A 17316-nucleotide genomic window follows, 5' to 3' on the forward strand; every position below is an offset into this window, starting at 1 on the left:
CTCGTTGACTAACAAATGTTAGAACAAAATCGTTTGCTGTCTTAAGTGACTTCTTGTTCAGCAACAGTCGATTTTTGATATTCAAGCTCAATTAACTTATAAATGCAGCAAAATTTTAGAATAAGCCACCAAAGATATTCAGCTTGCAAAGAGTACAAACCTCCATAACTAACTAGTCCATGTGCAACTTTATTTCTAAGATTAGAACCAAATCGTTCGACTAATAAACCTTGCATATCAAAGACAGTATCCTCTCCTAAAAGTGAAGAAAGATCAGGTGAAAATAGTAACGAGTTAAGATTACGTTCATCTTGAACCCCATCTGCATCTATAGTGGATACTATTACATCATTTTGAGAAAGAATACATCTAATGGAATTTTCTAGTTGAGGAATGAGTAAATGAATGCTAACCATCATATCCCCATATAAACCTGCATGTAGTCCATGTGCATAAATCTGTTCTCGTCCCTCAGGTATAAAAGGGTTATTGGAGACAATGGCCTCAAAATCACGAACTCTGATATTATGCTCCAAAAGAATTTGTCTTCTGGCAGGATCAATTACTCCTTGAGTTTGTAATTGTTGATAATAAATTGCTTGTTTATACATTTCCACTTTAATTGCAGCTTCTAATTCCTTCGGGTCAGTAGAAAGCATTGATGGTTGACGTTCGGTTACCTTACCCATTTCATTAACAGCGACATTTGTAACCAAATGTGACAATCTGAAACGACCTTTTGAATCTTCGACTTGCTTCCGTAGCTCAACAACTGATGGGGAGGAACCTAGTGTGGCTAATGTGAATAGTGCGTCATAAATCATTTTTTCTTTCACTTTATTTCTGGCATCTTCTTGATGCTTACTCAAATCAATTGAATCAGACGATATAGTGCCCATCTCTGATATTGATTGTTTCTGGTACATTAGGAGCGTTCTATGAAGTTCAGCGACACGATCACCTGTACCTCCGATTCGTCTGAATGCTTCAATAGCTTGCTGGAGGTATCCTGAAGCCAACATATAGCTTGGGTGATCCTTTGATATTGCTTCCTCCGATTCCTTAACGTATGTCTCTGCTAGGGAAAGTAGGCTGCTCCTCTTTTCTTCGTTGTTCTGAGTTTGTGTATTCCATCGTGAACTCAAGTCCCAGTAAGTTCGAGCTTTGTGCCAATTACCCTCTTCCTCTGACCTTCTAGCTAATTTAGGCGCTAATTGTGCATATTTTTCCGCATCACCTTTACGTTGTTCGAGTAAGATTTCCATTAGACTTGAAGAAAGAAATAAAGGGTCTTCATCGTCATATTTAACAAGTGTTCGTTCAATTAATTCGATAGTTTGAGTATACGGTGTGTTCTTTCTACCTAATAGTACAGCTAACTGGGTAGCTCGCTCTATTCTTTCAATACATTGTGGCCAGTGGTCAGGATCAAGCAGCTTCTCAAATGATTTTAGATAGCTTTCAACTGCAATTTTTGCCATCGGATGATCTCGCTTAGTTGTCCAGATAACATCCGCGATTCTCGCCTTAAGTTCGGGGTCAGATATTTCAGGAACTAATTCTTTAAGAAGACTTAACTGCTCATCGCTAAAATCTTCAATGGCAGCACTACGAGAGTTTTGTAAAATAATAAAAGGTTGAAATGGTTGCTCTGGCTTATCAAGGTTCATATGTAAGGAAGTAATGCATCCTAAGAGGCTGTAGACCTCTTGCTCTTTTGGATTTCTAGGTTCTGTTTCCTTGGCTTTTTCAAAGAAAAGTGAGTAATAAAAGCTGCACTCCTTTTTTTCGGATAGATTTAATAGGTCTTACCAAGGTATCTGATCGAAATCTGCTTTGGTTATGGTATTGTTTAATTGAGCCATACATTATCCTCCAATACTCCTTCTGCTAAATGCTATTATAAGAAACCATATCATTTCCATGGTTTTCCATCAAGGGTTAGGGGCACAACGTACTTTGCCACTCTGTATATTCCACACATGTGGAGTCAGTAATATTGATGGTTCGAAATGAGAAGTGACAGATTCGCTTAAGAAAGTAGTAAGACAAGCAAACCATACATGTTGAGAGTGTAGCATGGATATAGGTAAGGTGTATTGAGGTTTGCGGGTTGGAATCCGGTGGCTCTAAAATCCCTTTATTATTACCGTAGAAGCATGTCCAAGTTGCAGGGGGAAGCGGCGTACAGAGCGAATTAGATGTCAGTTGTTAGTGAGAAAGCAGTTTAGATATCAGTCCTTAAATGAGAGAGCAGATATATGGAGAAGCGGGCATGATAAGCTAGATAGCAATGCGGGATCCTTACCTATCATAGCTTTCGTGGGGCCTCATGTCCGCAAAGACTCCGTGTTAAGTCGCGCTATTAGCCTAATTATTGTTAATCCCCCCATATTGTATTAGCGAAGAGCCACTACGAAGAAGAGTAAAACCATTTGGTAAAGTATAGGGGACTTATGGCTGAAATCTTGCGTCTTAACTTCAATAGATGAGTCGCGTTATGGAAGTGCATTATATTTCTTTTACAAGTGACAAGAAAGCCCTAAACAATCATGACTTTTGCCGCACCCCCAACATGAAAGTGGAGTTTAGTGCGGCACGTTCTCCTACATACTGCATTGCTAGAGTTAATATAAGATTTAGAACCCTTGAAAATCGCCCAATATGGTGGTTTCAAGGGTTTTTCTCGTTTAGAGACTGTTGGATTTGATTGTGATGGGCGTGTTTTTTGTTATTGAAGCCGTCTGTGGAAACAGAATGACATTAAGAGGGAGTGGAGTTTTACGGAGATGGTTTAGCAATTTGGCGGGATGAGAATCTTTTTGCGGAAGAGTGAAATAAAAGCTTGCCTTGTAAATTAGTTCTGTAGGATTTTATTGAATAAAATATGAAATATAAAAATATTTCAAATTATCGTTTGACAAAGTGAATCCGAGGTGATTCAATATGTAATATATAAATATTTCAAAAAATTACGCTCGAAGTTTGGAGGTGGTGTAATTGGAGAAAAGAGGATTAAAAGAGTTCGTAACATTCGTTCCAGGTATAAATCCAACAAGGGCGCAAAAACAGTTTGGAATCCAAGCAATAAATTATTATGATCAGTCGTCTTTTGAAGCTGATTATAATCATAAGGATGTAATTGTTAAAGATGCGGAAAAATCTTTATCTCAAAATAACCCATCGTTAAATGAAGGTGATGTTGTTATCAGTAACTCATTACAACTTGCAACGATGGTCGGTAAAAATAATGTTGGTAAAGTGTTGTCTCTCAATTTCATGAAAATCGAGTTTGATAAAGAACAACTTGATAAGAGATATTTTCTTTTCTTATTTAATGCGTATAAAGATGTGAGGCGACAAAAAGAAAGGGAGTTGCAGGGGAGTGGCCCTGTTCTAAGAATTCCACTTCGTTCTCTGGAGGAGATTATTATTCCCGTTGTTCCTCTTGAGGAGCAACAAAAAATAGGTGCTATTTATGTAGAAACATTGAAGCTACAAAGTAAGCTAATCAAATACGCAGACTTGATTGGACAGTTTACAAGCTCAATCATAGAAGAAACCTTAGAGGGGGAGTAATCAAATGAAAAGTCAATCGGAGTTGGAATTCGAAAATGAAGTCATCGACTATTTGACTAAAATCGGTGGAGTAAAACAATGGGAATATAAAACAGACATCAAAACCACCGAACAACTCTGGGATAACTTTAAAATGATCCTAGAACAAAACAATCGCGCTCGTTTAGATGAACCATTGTCGGTCACTGAATTTAACCAGGTAAAAAAAATCATTACTGGTATCGAATCACCTTACCATGCGGGACAATTTTTGTATGGTGTTAACGGTGTTTCTGAAATTGAAGTTGATCTAGATAATGGTAAGCATGTGTTTTTAACAGTATTCGACCAAGCCCAAGTAGGTGGGGGGAACACTGTTTATCAAGTGGTAAATCAAATTAAACGGCCAAAAGTTATGGATGGTAAGCCTAACCGTCGATTTGATGTAACTTTACTCATTAATGGTTTGCCAATTATTCAAATCGAATTAAAGAAGGCTCTTCACAGCACTACAGAATCCTTGAACCAGATGGAACAGTATATTGCTGAAAAACAATACAGTGGTATTTTTTCAACATTGCAGATTCTAATCGCGATGACGCAGTTTGATATTCGTTACATGGCAAATACGCCACTCAAAAGCTTTAACCGAGCTTTTGCTTTTAACTGGCAAAACGAAGATGATGCTCGCCCTGTTCGTTCGTGGAAGACGTTTGCGGATAAGGTACTATCTATTCCAATGGCTCATGATTTGGCCACACGCTACATGGTACTAGACGGTACTAAAAACAAAGAAAGTATCAAAGTCATGCGTCCTTATCAAGTCTATGCCACAAAGCGTGTGCTTGAGAAAGTTAGAAAATTCGACTTCAAATATGATGATGGTAAGTTAGGATACATTTGGCATACTACGGGCTCAGGTAAGACAATCACAAGTTTTAAGACTGCATGGCTTGCAAGTCGTCTATCTAATGTAGATAAAGTTGTTTTCTTGGTTGACCGTATTGCGCTTACCAACCAAACAGCTGATGCCTATAAAGCCTATGATCCTGTTGCGGGATTTGAAGGGAAAACTGGTGTGGTGGGAGATACAGCTAATATCTCAGACCTTCATCGCAAATTAACGAAGAAGAGCGATAAGAACATCATTGTGACAAGTATTCAAAAGATGTCGCGTTATGTGGCGCGAGATAGCTTCAAGCCACTTAATGAAAGTATTCTTTTTATCGTTGATGAAGCCCACCGTTCAACTGGTGACGGTACTGAAAATGAAGGTATGCTTGAAACGATCCGAAAAGCTATTCCTAATTCTGCTTGGGTTGGTTATACCGGGACACCAAAATTCCCCGGAACACGAGAAATTTTTGGTGATATTCTACATGCTTACACCATCAAGGAAGCTATTGCAGATAAAAACGTCTTAGGGTTTAACGTTGAATTCAAGGAAACGATCGAGGCTCCTAAAGATCCGACCGAAGATGATATCGACGATAATGTTCGTGGTAGTGTCTACGACTATAGTCCAGAACATGTGAAATTGGTAGTGAACGACATCTTCGAAAACTGGAAGAAACGTTCAAATGATCGCAAGTATAATGCCTTGTTTACAGTCCACGTTGGAGGTAACAAAGCAAGTACACCAAGAGCGATGGAATACTTCGATAAATTTGCTGAAGAAAATGCGAATCGTCCAATAGATCAACGATTAAAAGTTGCAGTGAGCTTTTCGGCAGATACATCTAATAGTACTCATCAACTGAAAACAAACGAGAACTTGCATAGGGCTATCACAGCTTATAACACAATGTTTGGTACAGTTTTTGATATGACGACAGTTAAAGCCTACACAGAAGACTTAGCACGACGGTTGAACAAGACAGCTGATGATGGTAAGTATTTAGATTTGGTTATCGTTGTTGACCAACTTTTAACCGGTTTTGATGCCCCTGAAATGAATACCCTCTATATTGACCGAACGCTTAAGGGTGGGAACTTGATTCAGGCATACTCACGTACAAACCGAATGCATAACCTTGTTGATAAGCCTTGGGGGAATGTCGTTAATTATCGTTGGCCAGAACAAAACGAATATGAAATGAATAAGGCTTTTGCTATCTATTCAAATCGTGAATCTGCAGCCGAACAACTTTCACTTGAAGATTTGAAAGAAGGCAATGAAAAGTCTGGTATCATTTCAAAACCCTTTAGTAAGGTTCAAGCTGAGATGCAAGAAGTCATCAAAAAACTTTCAGCGCTCACTGATGATTTTGTACAATTACCGCCGAGTGAACAAGCACAAGATGAAGTCTTTGAGAATTTGAAAGAGTATAACCGCTTGCTTAGTCAGTTGAAACAATATACCGAAGATGATGACAAAAATCCTGTTTCTGCCTATGATAATCCTGAAGAGTTCTATGAACGTTTAGGTATTACTGAGGAACAGGAAGTCATTTTAACAACTGTAATTGCCGGTGAATTGAAAGAACGACGTGCTAAGCGAGAAAACATTGATATTTCGCAAGTCAATCTCTCTATGGTTCATATTCACGATGTTACCATCAATTATGATTACTTAATTGATTTGATTGCTCGAATGGCTGACGAAGTTCACGCGAACGATATGTCGAAAGCGAAAAACACACGTGATGAAATTCATTTTGAAATTGCCAAGTCAGACAATGAAAGAGAAAAATCTAAGATGCACAACTTTGTATCTAAGATTTTTACAAAAGAGTTTGAGTTTGATAATTATCCAGCACCTCGAAGTGTTGAAAAAATGAACCGAGCTATGGATAAAGTACAAAAGGATACGAATATTCAACTTGTAACAAACTTCATCCGAACTTGGGGGCTTGATAACAGCATAAAACCTAAGGAACTTGAAAGCTTAATTAAGAAACACCGTTCAGGTCAAGAAGATATGGATAAACAAGGTGAGCTAACAGCAATTATGAATGACGCAAGAGCTGATTATAAAGAAATTGCAGATAAAAAGATTGTAGAATTGTCCTGGGTGCGATATCGTATTGAATTCCGTAAGGCATTTTACGAAATGGCCGACGAAATTAAGAAGGATGAGTAGTCGAGTGATGAAATTATACAGACTACAAAAAGGAGATCAGAAATGAGCGATAACATAACAAAATCACCCCAATTTAGATTCGCAGGATATACTGACGCTTGGGAACAGCGTAAGTTGGGGGAGATTTACACGGAAAGAAACGAAAGAGGTAATAATTCTTTACAAATTCTTTCGGTTTCCATTCATCACGGTATTTCAAACGGTGAATTAGACAGCAGTACATTGGGTAAGGAAGTTCGCAGAAGTGAAGATAAATCCTTGTATAAAGGTGTGCGTTCCGGCGATCTAGTATTCAACATGATGCGTGCTTGGCAAGGAGCGATCGGCGTAGCAAAAATAGAAGGAATGGTAAGCCCTGCCTATATTACGGCCATTCCGAATGAAAAATTATTTCCGCCATTTATGGATTATTGCTTGCGGCGGCATGAGATAATTACCCAGATAGATAATTTTTCTTATGGGGTCACGGATTTCAGAAAAAGGCTGTATTGGGATTCGTTTTCCAAAGTTTCGTGTCTTATTCCTTCTGTTCCTGAACAAATCAAAATCAATTCGTTCTTCAATCAACTCGACAACCTCATCTCCCTTCATCAGCGTAAGTTAGAACTGTTGAAGGATACGAAAAAGGGCCTGCTTCAAAAAATGTTTCCGAAAGATGGAGCCGATGTTCCTGAAATTCGCTTTGCAGGATTTACGGATGCTTGGGAACAGCGTAAGTTGAGTGACGTGCTAACTGAACGTAATGTTCAGCATCCACAAAACAAGGATTATCCACTAGTATCATTCACTGTTGAGAAAGGTGTTACACCTAAAACAGAACGTTACGAACGAGAACAGCTTGTTGTGGGTGATAAAGCTGCTAAAAAGTATAAAGCCACTGAGCTAAATGATATCGTCTATAATCCTGCTAACCTGAAGTTTGGTGCGATTTCACGAAATAGTTATGGAAAAGCGGTGTTCAGCCCAATCTATGTGACGTTCGAAGTAAATGACAAGTTAGCATTTCCAAGCTATGTCGAAATGTTCGTCACACGACAAGACTTTATTCGGTATTCATTACGTTATCAACAAGGTACTGTGTACGAACGCCAATCAGTTAGCCCGGAATATTTATTGAGTTTGAAAATTTTATTGCCAGGCAAGGAGGAACAGCTCCAAATTGGTAATTTCTTTGATCAACTCAACGACACTATCGCTCTTCAGCAGCGTGAGTTAAATTCGCTTAAAAATTTGAAGGAATCACTGCTTCAACAAATGTTTGTATAAGAAAAGGAGATTACACAAATGAGTAATGCAACAGATATTACATCCAAGCTATGGGAAATGGCTAATAAACTTCGTGGGACAATGGATGCAAGTGAGTACAAGAATTATATTTTGCCATTTATGTTCTATCGCTACTTATCAGAAAATCAAGATGAATACTTGAAAGACAATGATCTGGAAGAGTATTACGAAGTGACAGATGATACTGAAAAGGAAGATTACCTCGAGGAGATTAGTAAAGGTATCGGATATGCGATTGATCCAGTCTACACTTGGGAAAAAATCGTATCAAAAATTGAAAATCACAAAATCAAAGCTAGTGACTTCCAAGACATGTTTGACTCATTCAATACAAACGCCAAACGGAACGCAGTCGCAGAAGCTGACTTTGCAAACGTATTCTCAGATGTTAACCTCGGGGATACACGCCTTGGCTCAAGTACAAACGAACGTGCGAAGGCCTTGAATGATATCGTTTTGATGATTAACGAGTTCAATTTCAAGGACGATACAGGACGTGACATTTTGGGTGACGTGTACGAGTATTTGATTGGGCAGTTTGCTGCCAATGCTGGTAAAAAAGGCGGGGAATTCTATACACCTCATGAAGTTAGTCAAGTCCTTGCAAAAATTGTCACGGTTGATGCAGCTGGTACTGGTGATCAGTTTCGCGTATATGACCCTACAATGGGATCGGGTTCACTTCTTTTAACAGTTCAAAAAGAATTGCCAAATGGTGATGAAGAAGGGAGCGTTGAGTTTTACGGCCAAGAGATGAATACAACGACTTATAACTTGGCTCGCATGAACTTGTTGATGCATGGGGTTAACTATCGCAATATGGAGTTGAAACGCGCAGACACACTTGATGCTGACTGGCCATTTGCTGAAAAAGATGGCACACAAATTCCTTTGAAGTTCGACGCAGTTGTGGCTAACCCCCCATATTCTCAAAACTGGGATATAAAAAATGTTGACCGAGAAAAAGATACACGTTTCAAGGGTTATGGTGTAGCACCAGCTTCTAAGGCAGATTATGCCTTTGTTCTTCATGGACTTTACCATTTAGATAAAGCTGGAACAATGGCTATCGTATTGCCACATGGTGTACTCTTCCGTGGTGCATCTGAAGGTAAAATCCGTAAGAATATTATCGACAACAATCTTTTAGATACTGTTATAGGATTGCCAGCTAATTTGTTCTATGGGACAAGTATCCCAACATGTGTGCTAGTGTTCAAAGGTCGTGAAGCCCGCAAGAATAAAGAAATTTTGTTTATCGATGCTTCAAATGAGTTTAAAAAAGGCAAGAACCAAAACAAGCTCTCTCCTGAAAACATCAACAAAATTATCGAAACATACTGTAACCGTAAAAATGTTGAGAAATATGCCCATGTGGCATCTTTGGATGAAATCAAAAAAAATGATTACAATTTGAACATTCCACGTTATGTCAACACGTTTGAAGAAGAAGAAGGTATTTCACTTTCACAAGTGGCTCAAGAGTTAGTAGAAGTTAGATCAGAAATTGCGAATTCATATGATAACTTGTTTAGGTTATTGAATGAGTTGAATGGGACAAGTGACGAATCCAAAGAAGAACTGAGCAAATTTATCAGTCTTTTAGGTAAATAATAGTGTTAGAAAAGAGCTAAGGAGAATTTAAACCTTGGCTCTTTTCACGAGCGCGTGGGAACTGTGTATGGAAATAAACATTGCTTCTTCACCGTAAATAGGTTGCAGATCAACCGCTCCCCATTCGTTTATGCGGCTCTCTACTGGGAGCCGCTTTTGATTTTTACTAGGGAAGTGGAACAAATCGGTCGGGAAGTGGCATCGGCTGACTGCTAAAAATAGCGATAGAACGCTAGAGTTCCTTCTTCTGTTTGGGGCTAATAAAATAAATAGGTATCCCTATAAAAAGGAGCACTCTTTTAGATTGGCTGAATAAGAAAGGGCATTTAATAAATCAATAGCTGTACTTCAAGACTGAGAGTGTACTGATTGGAAGTAGTGCTAGCCCGCACATTGTAGTATAGAGTTGGAACTTCGCGCCGGAAGTCGCTTGCATGCGGAAAGCCTTGATGGATAAGGTTTTTCTCTGTTTCTGCTCCGTAGTCGTTCAGTCGAGTTGCGCTAAAACTCCGCTCTCTCCTTCCCTCGCGCCAAGGCTTCTATCATATATCAGGTGTTGAATTTTTGATTTTTTTGTCATACAATTTTGGCAGTCCGAGAAGGAAAAAGGTCAGAAGTGGCAAGGTTTAGCGGCATTATGGTGTATATTTTGATGTGCAGTACCCCATGGTTGTCAATCGTAGAGAGAAAACACGAGTTAATTGTAATCGGCAGGATCGTAAATGACCACGACTCACATCAGTTGATGTTTGAAGGGCAAAAACATGCAAATGTCTCATTTTTTCATGGAGCCTGCCCCAAATTGCCGGTTCAGAAGCCTGAATTCCCTATGAAAACAGCTTTTCCCGACGGGTATTTTTAGATGCAAAAATCGCCCCCGATTCGGAACAATTTGTACCGTCAGGCAGTTGTCCTGTCCGGGGTAGCAAGCCTTTATATGCAGTAGTTTGAATGTGGCGAACATGAGGTGCCTATGAAGAAGGTTAAGGAACAACGGCAAAAGCTATCCTTCTGGATGGCGACAAGCAAGCTAGAAACGCTGATGAAGCTTTACGGAACCGACAGTATCACCGAAGTATTCAGCAGGCTGGTCGATGAGAAGCTGGATAGCAACTTCACTTCGCAACAGGATAACCGTTCAGTCATCACATCTATTGGTGGTAAGAACAAGCTGGCAAGACGCATCATTGAGTTGATGCCGGAGCATAGCGTCTATGTGGAGCCGTTCGGGAACACAGCGAGTATTTTGCTTCAGAAGGTTCCTGTAAAGAAGGAAGTTTATAACGATATTCATGAAGATGTGGTCAACTTCTTCACGGTTATTCAAACCGACCCGCTGGCGTTGTATCACGCCTGTACTAGGCTGCCCTATGCGGAAGTGGTCTACAAGGACATGCTGTCCTCCCCTATTCCCGACGATTCGGTAGAGCGGGCAGCAAGGTTTTATTATTTGAGTCGTGCGGGGTTCCTTGCTTCTTCAAAGAGCAGTACGGGTTTTCGAACGAACGCATCCGATGGGCGGAATTTTGGTAAGTTTTACTATAAAGAGTGCGAGCGTTTCTATGCCGTGTCTAAGCGGTTGCAATCGGTCGAACTGTTGAACCGGGATTTCCGTAAGGTGATCAAAGCGTACAGCGACAAACCGGAAGTGCTTATTCTGGCTGACCCGCCGTATTATGATGGAACCGATTATTACGAGGATGGCTTTTCCCTCAAGGATCATCGTAATCTTGCTCGTTTATTGGCGAGTATCAAGGGCAAGGCAATGGTGCTGAACAGTCAGAACGATCAGATCCATAAGCTGTATACGGGTTTGGGATTCAACTTCAAAACGATACGGACAAAGTATGCTTCCCGAAAGGCGATGCAGGATGAAACAGGTAAGCGGACGCGTCCGGTAGCACCGTTGTATGTATACATGAATTTCTAGTCGGGTCAATCGCGGCGATTTAAACGGGCGATAGCATCATTACTTCGCTAATTCATTCATTATTTAAGAAGATCGCAAAAGTCGTTAGATGAAATTAACATAGGGCGTAAGGAAGGATAACTATGAAAGATCTAGAAGGAGCTATTAACTTAAGAGAGATAGGAAAACTAGAAGAGGCCAGACTCTTGTTACTTGAATTAATCAATCAAGAACCACTAAATCCATCGGTCTGGTATCAGTGTGCATGGATTCATGATGTAATGGAACTAGAGAGGGAAGCATTTCCTTATTACAAGAGAGCACTCGAATTAGAGTTGACAGAAGAGGACAAGGCGCATTTTTAGGGCTAGGAAGTACTTACCGAACATTAGGGATGTATGACGAAGCAAAGTTAATATTCGAAGAAGCGATTAGTGTATATCCAGATCATAGAGAGTATCAAGTCTTTTATGCGATGGTTCGATTTAATCAGAATGCGTTCAGTGAAGCGATGGAAATTGTTTTAAAGCAATTGGCAGAGACAAGTGATGATGAAGGTATTCAAAGCTATAAGAAGGCGATCATGTTTTATTCTGACAAGTTGGATAAGACGGAAGGTGCAGATGTTCAATAGCAAGGCGTTTAAGGAAGCGATCCGCGAAGTCCCGGTATTCTGCGTAGAGTCGGCGCTAGATGCGATTTTGCTAAAGAGCTTTGGGGTAGATGCTGTAGCGACCAATGGCATCTTCTCTGTCGGCAAGCTGATTGAACAGGTGAATATCGCTCGAAACGCCGACCTTCGCCTGATGCTGTTGTTCGACTTCGATGAAGACGGTAGGAAAGCGACAGAAAAGGTGAGCTGGGAGCTTCGACATCTGAATGTGATCCCGATCTTGCCCAAAACGCTTGTTGGCCCGGCGGAGTACCTTCGAGGCTTTAAAGATTTTGGTGAAGCCTACAGGGAAAGTCGGTCGAAAGCGGAACAAGCCATTGCCTTTCTTGCGATGATGAAACAAATTAGCGACATGCCGTTTTGAGGTGAGTTGTCCACTGGTGTTGCCAGTTCCCTGTTCGCCTTGATGACCATGCCACTAACGAGACTTTACCTGTTCGAAGGTGGAGTTGTTGTCACAAACCTGCTTTGCGGCAACAAAAACTTAAAGTAAAAACTCAAAGAAAATTGCTAAAACTTTAACGTGCCCGACTTTTTGGGCATTTTTTCTTGCGGAATCCCGGTCGCCGCGACAAAAACGGAAGCGAAAAACTTAAAAGTTAAAGAACCGATAACGGGGCATTTGGCAGGGACTTCATGGAATGTCGATAAATCGGGAGTTCGACCGTTACGGTTCAGGTGATTATTAGGTGACGGGACAGGCTCAACTTATCGAACCTTCTCGCTATGAGGAAAGATGGAGCTCCAATCATGGCAAATCTTTTACGTTGAGCGAGTTCGAAGGAGAGAAAGCGGTATGTTCAGTGATACCGAAAACAGGGAGGTTTTACGATGTTTCGAACTGAACAGGACAAGCAGGCGTATGTTGGATACGCCGACCGCAGCATTCATCCGCAAAAGCTTACACCATGCCCTTGACAGCCGGGGAGAATATGGTGGCTATCTTCTGACTTTCAACAAACCTGCACCGACATTTCGCTCGGTTGATCTGAGCGATATTCAAATGAACGGCTGCACGTTGGATCAGGCAATCTCCGCTTTTACGGTAGGGGAGCTTAGACAGGAAGGGTTAATGCTACCGATGGGTACGGAGAAGACAAACAAGGAATCGTTGCTTCACTATTACATGCTTCGTACGGGACTTTGTTATGTTGAAGCCCGGACGAGAAATGGAACGGAGCGGAGCGTTTCTTCGCAACCAAGAGTGCAGAGGTGCTGTCCGCTCTATATCCTCGGCTATCGCCTGCGGATAAGAAGAAACCGTTGGATCGGTTTGAAGTACCCTTCTCCATCAGCTTTGAAGAGTTAAAGAATGGAACCTTCGAGGTTGTGAAGGCAGTCCCGGATAAGGACGGCTTCAGGCTGTCCAGAAGCAGCATCCATATCCATAACAAGGCTGTTGTTATCCCGATGTACACGGTTGCCAACTACGCCGCATCGATTGCGAATTATCTGCAGCAGCATCGAGTGAAGCTAGTGTATATCGAAAACGGAGCGGTGAAAAAGCTGGTAACTACGCTCAATCAGGCGACAGTAGCCAAGTGGCTAAACACAAGCCCTTGGCATGCCGAGGCGATGGTTGCGGCGGATTGGGTCAATCCGATGAGCTTTGGCAGCATCATGCTTCCAGACTTGTATCGCATGCATGAATTTGTTCATGTCCCGCTGCTTCATATCAAGTCGATTGCCCTTTACGAATAGTAGGTTTTCGGAAATCCCTTTCAGCCCCTCCAGGTTTCGGTAGAGCCTGCGGGGGCATTTCTCTCGCCTGGGCTTGCCTCAAACTGTAGTATGCGGTGGGTATTCAGTACGGCGTAAAGTATAGGCTTCTTGGGGGTTCAGGCTCTGCCTAAACTATCGCCGTAATCAAATTGCCGCTAACCTCTTTTTCGGCTGTGCCATAAAGGTTCTCGTTGTTCTCGAACGTAGGTATCGGCAACGGCTGAAATATAGACGAAAGGAATGTTTAGCGATGAGCAGCGAGCTGTTTGGATATGCGCGAGTAAGCTCGGTGGAGCAAAACTTGGATCGGCAAACTGATGAATTGCATAAGAACGGTGTTCGAGACGAGAACTTGTTCATGGATAAAATGACAGGCGCTACGTTGGAACGTCCCGGATTTGATGCGTTGCAACAAAGGCTTCGGGAGGGCGATGTTGTGATCACAGAGAGCCTATCCCGGTTAAGCCGGACGACCACAGACTTGTTGAACATTATTAACGACTGGCAGCAGCGCGGCATCACGTATATCAGTTTGAAAGAGTCCATCGATTTCTCAACCTCAACTGGCAAATTGATTTTGTCCGTTATGGCATCCATCAGCGAGTTTGAACGCAATATGATTAGGGATCGCGTGAAGGAGGGCATTGCTTCGGCCAGATCCAGAGGGCGGGTTGGCGGCAGGAAGCCTACGGATAAGAGTAAAGTAGTCAAAGCAATCAAACTTTACGAGTCCAAGACGCATAGCCTTAAAGAAATCAGAGACGTGACGGGCGTTACAGAGTCGGTGCTGTATAGGGCGTTGAGAAAGCAAGCTTCATCGAAGAGTATTTATTAAAAATTTGCGATATCATTTCTAAATTTCCAGTTGGGCTGCAAGGCGTGATCACTAATACGTCTTGCATAGCTTAGCTGGCATTTTTTTGAGCATTTTTAGGAGATTACAGTTCTAGGCGGATAATTTTTTCGCATTCAAGAGTTGTTTACTGATCATTTTTACAAGTAGACAGGAGTTAATCTCCGAGTCATTTGTTGTAGGTGGTCGCACATGGTATCAGGTATTTCTGTAGGTGATTGTGTCACGAGTAGCTCTGTTCAGGATTCTCCAGTTTGCAAGATTACGCGCAAGTTTGTTGGTGATCGACCGCTAAACGAGGTTCTTCAATCCGTGTTACAGAGTAAAGTTGACAACATAGTTGAAGCGATCTATCATGCAACACAAGCGAATACTGTCACGTCTCATACACTCCACACCGAAGGGGCGGAATCGATATGAGAAGTGGCACCTATGCAAGGTCTAGTACCAATACGAAAAGCGGCGTCTATGCAAGGGTTAGTACCACAATGTTAAGTCAAAAGGATAGCTTGGAAAATCAGAAATCGTTCTTTGAAAATTACATTCAGCAAAAGGGCTGGGAGCTCGCTGGTATTTATGCTGATGAAGGCATTACGGGAACCAGTACGGCGAAACGAACTCAGCTACAACTACTGATGCAGGACGCAGAACAAGGCAAGTTTGATGTTGTGCTTGTGAAGTCGCTTTCGCGTTTGGCAAGAGATACCGTAGACTCGATTACGCTTGTTCGCAAGTTAAAGAGCTATGGAGTTGTTTTAATTACTGTGGATGATAACTATAATTCGTTTGAAGACGTGAACGAAATGAGACTGCAAATGTACTCCCTGTTTGCTCAACAAGAAAGCGAAAGCGCTTCGGTTCGGGTAAAATTCGGAATTGCGGAAAAATCGAGAAACGGTGTATTCCACGGCACTCCGCCATACGGTTATGATAAAGTAAAAGGAAAGCTGGTTCCAAATCCGCAACATGCGGAAACGGTTCGACTCATTTATCGATTGTATCTGCATGAAGGCTGGGGTTGGCAAAAGATCGCCAATTACTTAACCGATAAAAAGATCCCCTCACCGAGGATGTTGATTGGAGCCAAGAATGCCGGAACCATTTGGCATGAGACAGCGGTCAAGATCATTCTTCAGAACCGTCATTATACGGGAGATTTGGTTCAGGGGCGCTCCAGTGTAGACAGGGACAATAAACTGTTTCATCAGGAGAAAGGGTACAAGCTTCGTCATCAGAATGATGAAAGTAAATGGTTTGTCGTGGAGAATGCGCATTCCCCGATTATTTCCCGCGAAGAGTTCACTGCTACAAGAGAAGGTAGCATTCAAATCGAGGGCGATGTTTTGTGGTCGGGGTAAAAAGTCGCTTTTTGCTCGCCTTGCATACTGCGCTCATTGCGGTAAGGGCATGAATTATAAGAATGATCGAGAAGGGTATGTGTGTGCTACCTATCAAAAGCGTGGCAGTAAGGGATGCCCTTCCCATTTCATCCGGCATGATGAGTTAAAAGAGTCTGTTTTAGCGGATTTGCGCCAGTTGTCGGGGAACGCACTGGATCGGGACTCGCTGGTGGAGAAGGCGCTTAAAAAGGCGAATGAAAAATCGAATCACGCTCTTACTGAATTGAAATCGATCAAGAAGAAAATGCAGCAGCTTCAACAAGAGCAGTTGGAATTGGTTCGCGCCATGACTCGTAAAATGATCGACGATGATACGTTCCAGATGAGCAATACTGCTTTAAAGGATGAGCAGCAAGCTTTGAAAGCAAGGGCAGCAATCTTGGAGGCGGTTCTGAGTCAGGGTGAAGCCAATGAGCGTATCATGCAGAGATTCAGGGAAGAAGTTAGGCGATTTACGGAGTTGCAGATTGATGGCGAAGAAGTCCTTCGCGAAGTGCTTCAGCGTTTGATTGATCGTATTGAAATTGAGCTGGATGGTGGAATTGTTATCCACTATAACTTTGGAAATCCGTTGTCAGCGGGGGCGTAATTCGCCCCCTGTATCACGTCAATATTAAGCACTCCATACATGTGGAGTGCGTAGTGTCCACATATTATGTGGGTAAAAAATAACCGGGTATACAGATTCTGTCTGGAATATCAACAGCCGTTACAGGAAATTAAAAGAACTGATTCAGAAACATGATCCTACTATAGTTGGGGTGGGAGGGCTGCTCTTTTGTAACAAAATGCGGAGGAAGCGGCGATTAGGGACATTATTCCGACTTTTCAATGAGCAGCTGTTCCACGGACTTGGCGTGTCCAATGAGGATTTGTTTCGATTTCCGTGGTTCCAATGTGACAGCTCAGGTGTGTTCGCTCCCCGAAAGTTTGGATCTATCTATACGCGTGGGAGGCAAATACCTTTGCCCAGTGGCTGGACAGTTGAACAAGGGATCGGTTATGGGCTAAAGCTCTTCACTTCACTAGAAGAGAATTACCACGATGAATGCCCGGCTTCATTGCTCATCCCTCCTGAACACATGCCGGAACCTCTCTCTTTATTCTAGCATTCGATATTTCTTTATGTAACGATTAAATTTAATGGATTGTCGATTCATAGGTCTTATGGTATACTCGACTTGTAACTAGTTCTATTTGCTCACTTGTTCTATATTT

16 protein-coding genes are annotated in these 17316 nt (G+C 41.8%); 15 read left to right on the plus strand and 1 reads right to left on the minus strand.

What is annotated here, in order from left to right:
• Positions 1-41 precede the first annotated feature (41 nt).
• Positions 42-1670, minus strand: coding sequence for a DUF4209 domain-containing protein (locus BLT91_RS17190; RefSeq protein ID WP_090823093.1), 1629 nt, complete (start codon positions 1668-1670; stop codon positions 42-44).
• 1330 nt (positions 1671-3000) lie between these two features.
• Here BLT91_RS17190 and BLT91_RS17195 point away from each other — a divergent pair.
• The 15 genes from BLT91_RS17195 (at position 3001) to BLT91_RS31730 (ending at position 17207) form a co-directional block, all read left to right on the plus strand.
• Positions 3001-3579 carry a restriction endonuclease subunit S gene (locus BLT91_RS17195; RefSeq protein ID WP_090823094.1) on the plus strand — a complete coding sequence of 193 codons (579 nt, stop codon included), beginning with the start codon at positions 3001-3003 and terminating at the stop codon, positions 3577-3579.
• A gap of 4 nt (positions 3580-3583) precedes the next feature.
• On the plus strand, positions 3584-6640 hold the full coding sequence (locus BLT91_RS17200) for a type I restriction endonuclease subunit R, EcoR124 family (protein WP_090823097.1): 3057 nt from the start codon (positions 3584-3586) through the stop codon (positions 6638-6640).
• A gap of 42 nt (positions 6641-6682) precedes the next feature.
• The gene (locus tag BLT91_RS30755) at positions 6683-7906 is read left to right on the plus strand and encodes a restriction endonuclease subunit S (protein WP_217635236.1); all 1224 of its coding nucleotides are present in this window, start codon (positions 6683-6685) and stop codon (positions 7904-7906) included.
• 18 nt (positions 7907-7924) lie between these two features.
• A complete protein-coding gene (locus tag BLT91_RS17210; RefSeq protein WP_090823099.1) occupies positions 7925-9541 on the plus strand; it encodes a type I restriction-modification system subunit M in 1617 nt (538 codons plus the stop codon).
• 973 nt (positions 9542-10514) lie between these two features.
• Positions 10515-11471 carry a DNA adenine methylase gene (locus BLT91_RS17220; RefSeq protein ID WP_090823104.1) on the plus strand — a complete coding sequence of 319 codons (957 nt, stop codon included), beginning with the start codon at positions 10515-10517 and terminating at the stop codon, positions 11469-11471.
• A 122-nt stretch (positions 11472-11593) separates the two neighbouring features.
• Positions 11594-11815: a YodC family protein gene (locus tag BLT91_RS33895; protein WP_368086815.1), complete on the plus strand. Its 222-nt coding sequence runs from the start codon at positions 11594-11596 to the stop codon at positions 11813-11815.
• A 29-nt stretch (positions 11816-11844) separates the two neighbouring features.
• A complete protein-coding gene (locus BLT91_RS33900) occupies positions 11845-12084 on the plus strand; it encodes a tetratricopeptide repeat protein (RefSeq protein ID WP_368086816.1) in 240 nt (79 codons plus the stop codon).
• Positions 12074-12487, plus strand: a complete 414-nt coding sequence (locus BLT91_RS17230) for a toprim domain-containing protein (protein ID WP_175532361.1) — start codon at positions 12074-12076, stop codon at positions 12485-12487. The genes BLT91_RS33900 and BLT91_RS17230 overlap by 11 nt, the downstream gene beginning before the upstream one ends.
• Before the next feature lie 432 nt (positions 12488-12919).
• Positions 12920-13432 (plus strand): hypothetical protein, encoded by a 513-nt coding sequence (locus BLT91_RS17235; RefSeq protein ID WP_090823108.1) that lies wholly within the window; start codon positions 12920-12922, stop codon positions 13430-13432.
• Positions 13387-13824, plus strand: a complete 438-nt coding sequence (locus BLT91_RS17240; protein ID WP_090823110.1) for a hypothetical protein — start codon at positions 13387-13389, stop codon at positions 13822-13824. Before BLT91_RS17235 ends, BLT91_RS17240 begins: the two co-directional genes overlap by 46 nt.
• A gap of 271 nt (positions 13825-14095) precedes the next feature.
• Positions 14096-14680, plus strand: a complete 585-nt coding sequence (locus BLT91_RS17245) for a recombinase family protein (RefSeq protein ID WP_090823112.1) — start codon at positions 14096-14098, stop codon at positions 14678-14680.
• Positions 14681-14890: 210 nt separating this feature from the next.
• The gene (locus BLT91_RS17250) at positions 14891-15118 is read left to right on the plus strand and encodes a hypothetical protein (RefSeq protein ID WP_090823114.1); all 228 of its coding nucleotides are present in this window, start codon (positions 14891-14893) and stop codon (positions 15116-15118) included.
• Entirely contained in the window at positions 15115-16056 is a 942-nt protein-coding gene (locus tag BLT91_RS17255; protein WP_090823116.1) for a recombinase family protein, read from the plus strand. The genes BLT91_RS17250 and BLT91_RS17255 overlap by 4 nt, the downstream gene beginning before the upstream one ends.
• Positions 16037-16687 carry a recombinase zinc ribbon domain-containing protein gene (locus tag BLT91_RS17260; protein WP_175532363.1) on the plus strand — a complete coding sequence of 217 codons (651 nt, stop codon included), beginning with the start codon at positions 16037-16039 and terminating at the stop codon, positions 16685-16687. The genes BLT91_RS17255 and BLT91_RS17260 overlap by 20 nt, the downstream gene beginning before the upstream one ends.
• A gap of 199 nt (positions 16688-16886) precedes the next feature.
• Positions 16887-17207 carry a hypothetical protein gene (locus tag BLT91_RS31730; RefSeq protein ID WP_175532364.1) on the plus strand — a complete coding sequence of 107 codons (321 nt, stop codon included), beginning with the start codon at positions 16887-16889 and terminating at the stop codon, positions 17205-17207.
• Positions 17208-17316: the final 109 nt, after the last annotated feature.

This window comes from Paenibacillus sp. yr247 (assembly GCF_900103825.1).
GTDB lineage: Bacteria > Bacillota > Bacilli > Paenibacillales > NBRC-103111 > Paenibacillus_E.

What these genes read in the sequence shown, in the direction of transcription:
- BLT91_RS17220 (WP_090823104.1), top strand. Translation starts at nt 10,515, where the DNA reads ATGAAGAAGGTTAAGGAACAACGGCAAAAGCTATCCTTCTGGATGGCG.
- BLT91_RS17200 (WP_090823097.1), top strand. Translation starts at nt 3,584, where the DNA reads ATGAAAAGTCAATCGGAGTTGGAATTCGAAAATGAAGTCATCGACTAT.
- BLT91_RS31730 (WP_175532364.1), top strand. Translation starts at nt 16,887, where the DNA reads ATGCGGAGGAAGCGGCGATTAGGGACATTATTCCGACTTTTCAATGAG.
- BLT91_RS17190 (WP_090823093.1), bottom strand. Translation starts at nt 1,670, where the DNA reads ATGAACCTTGATAAGCCAGAGCAACCATTTCAACCTTTTATTATTTTA.
- BLT91_RS17250 (WP_090823114.1), top strand. Translation starts at nt 14,891, where the DNA reads ATGGTATCAGGTATTTCTGTAGGTGATTGTGTCACGAGTAGCTCTGTT.
- BLT91_RS17255 (WP_090823116.1), top strand. Translation starts at nt 15,115, where the DNA reads ATGAGAAGTGGCACCTATGCAAGGTCTAGTACCAATACGAAAAGCGGC.
- BLT91_RS17235 (WP_090823108.1), top strand. Translation starts at nt 12,920, where the DNA reads ATGTTCAGTGATACCGAAAACAGGGAGGTTTTACGATGTTTCGAACTG.
- BLT91_RS33900 (WP_368086816.1), top strand. Translation starts at nt 11,845, where the DNA reads ATGTATGACGAAGCAAAGTTAATATTCGAAGAAGCGATTAGTGTATAT.
- BLT91_RS17230 (WP_175532361.1), top strand. Translation starts at nt 12,074, where the DNA reads ATGTTCAATAGCAAGGCGTTTAAGGAAGCGATCCGCGAAGTCCCGGTA.
- BLT91_RS17210 (WP_090823099.1), top strand. Translation starts at nt 7,925, where the DNA reads ATGAGTAATGCAACAGATATTACATCCAAGCTATGGGAAATGGCTAAT.
- BLT91_RS17260 (WP_175532363.1), top strand. Translation starts at nt 16,037, where the DNA reads ATGTTTTGTGGTCGGGGTAAAAAGTCGCTTTTTGCTCGCCTTGCATAC.
- BLT91_RS30755 (WP_217635236.1), top strand. Translation starts at nt 6,683, where the DNA reads ATGAGCGATAACATAACAAAATCACCCCAATTTAGATTCGCAGGATAT.
- BLT91_RS17245 (WP_090823112.1), top strand. Translation starts at nt 14,096, where the DNA reads ATGAGCAGCGAGCTGTTTGGATATGCGCGAGTAAGCTCGGTGGAGCAA.
- BLT91_RS33895 (WP_368086815.1), top strand. Translation starts at nt 11,594, where the DNA reads ATGAAAGATCTAGAAGGAGCTATTAACTTAAGAGAGATAGGAAAACTA.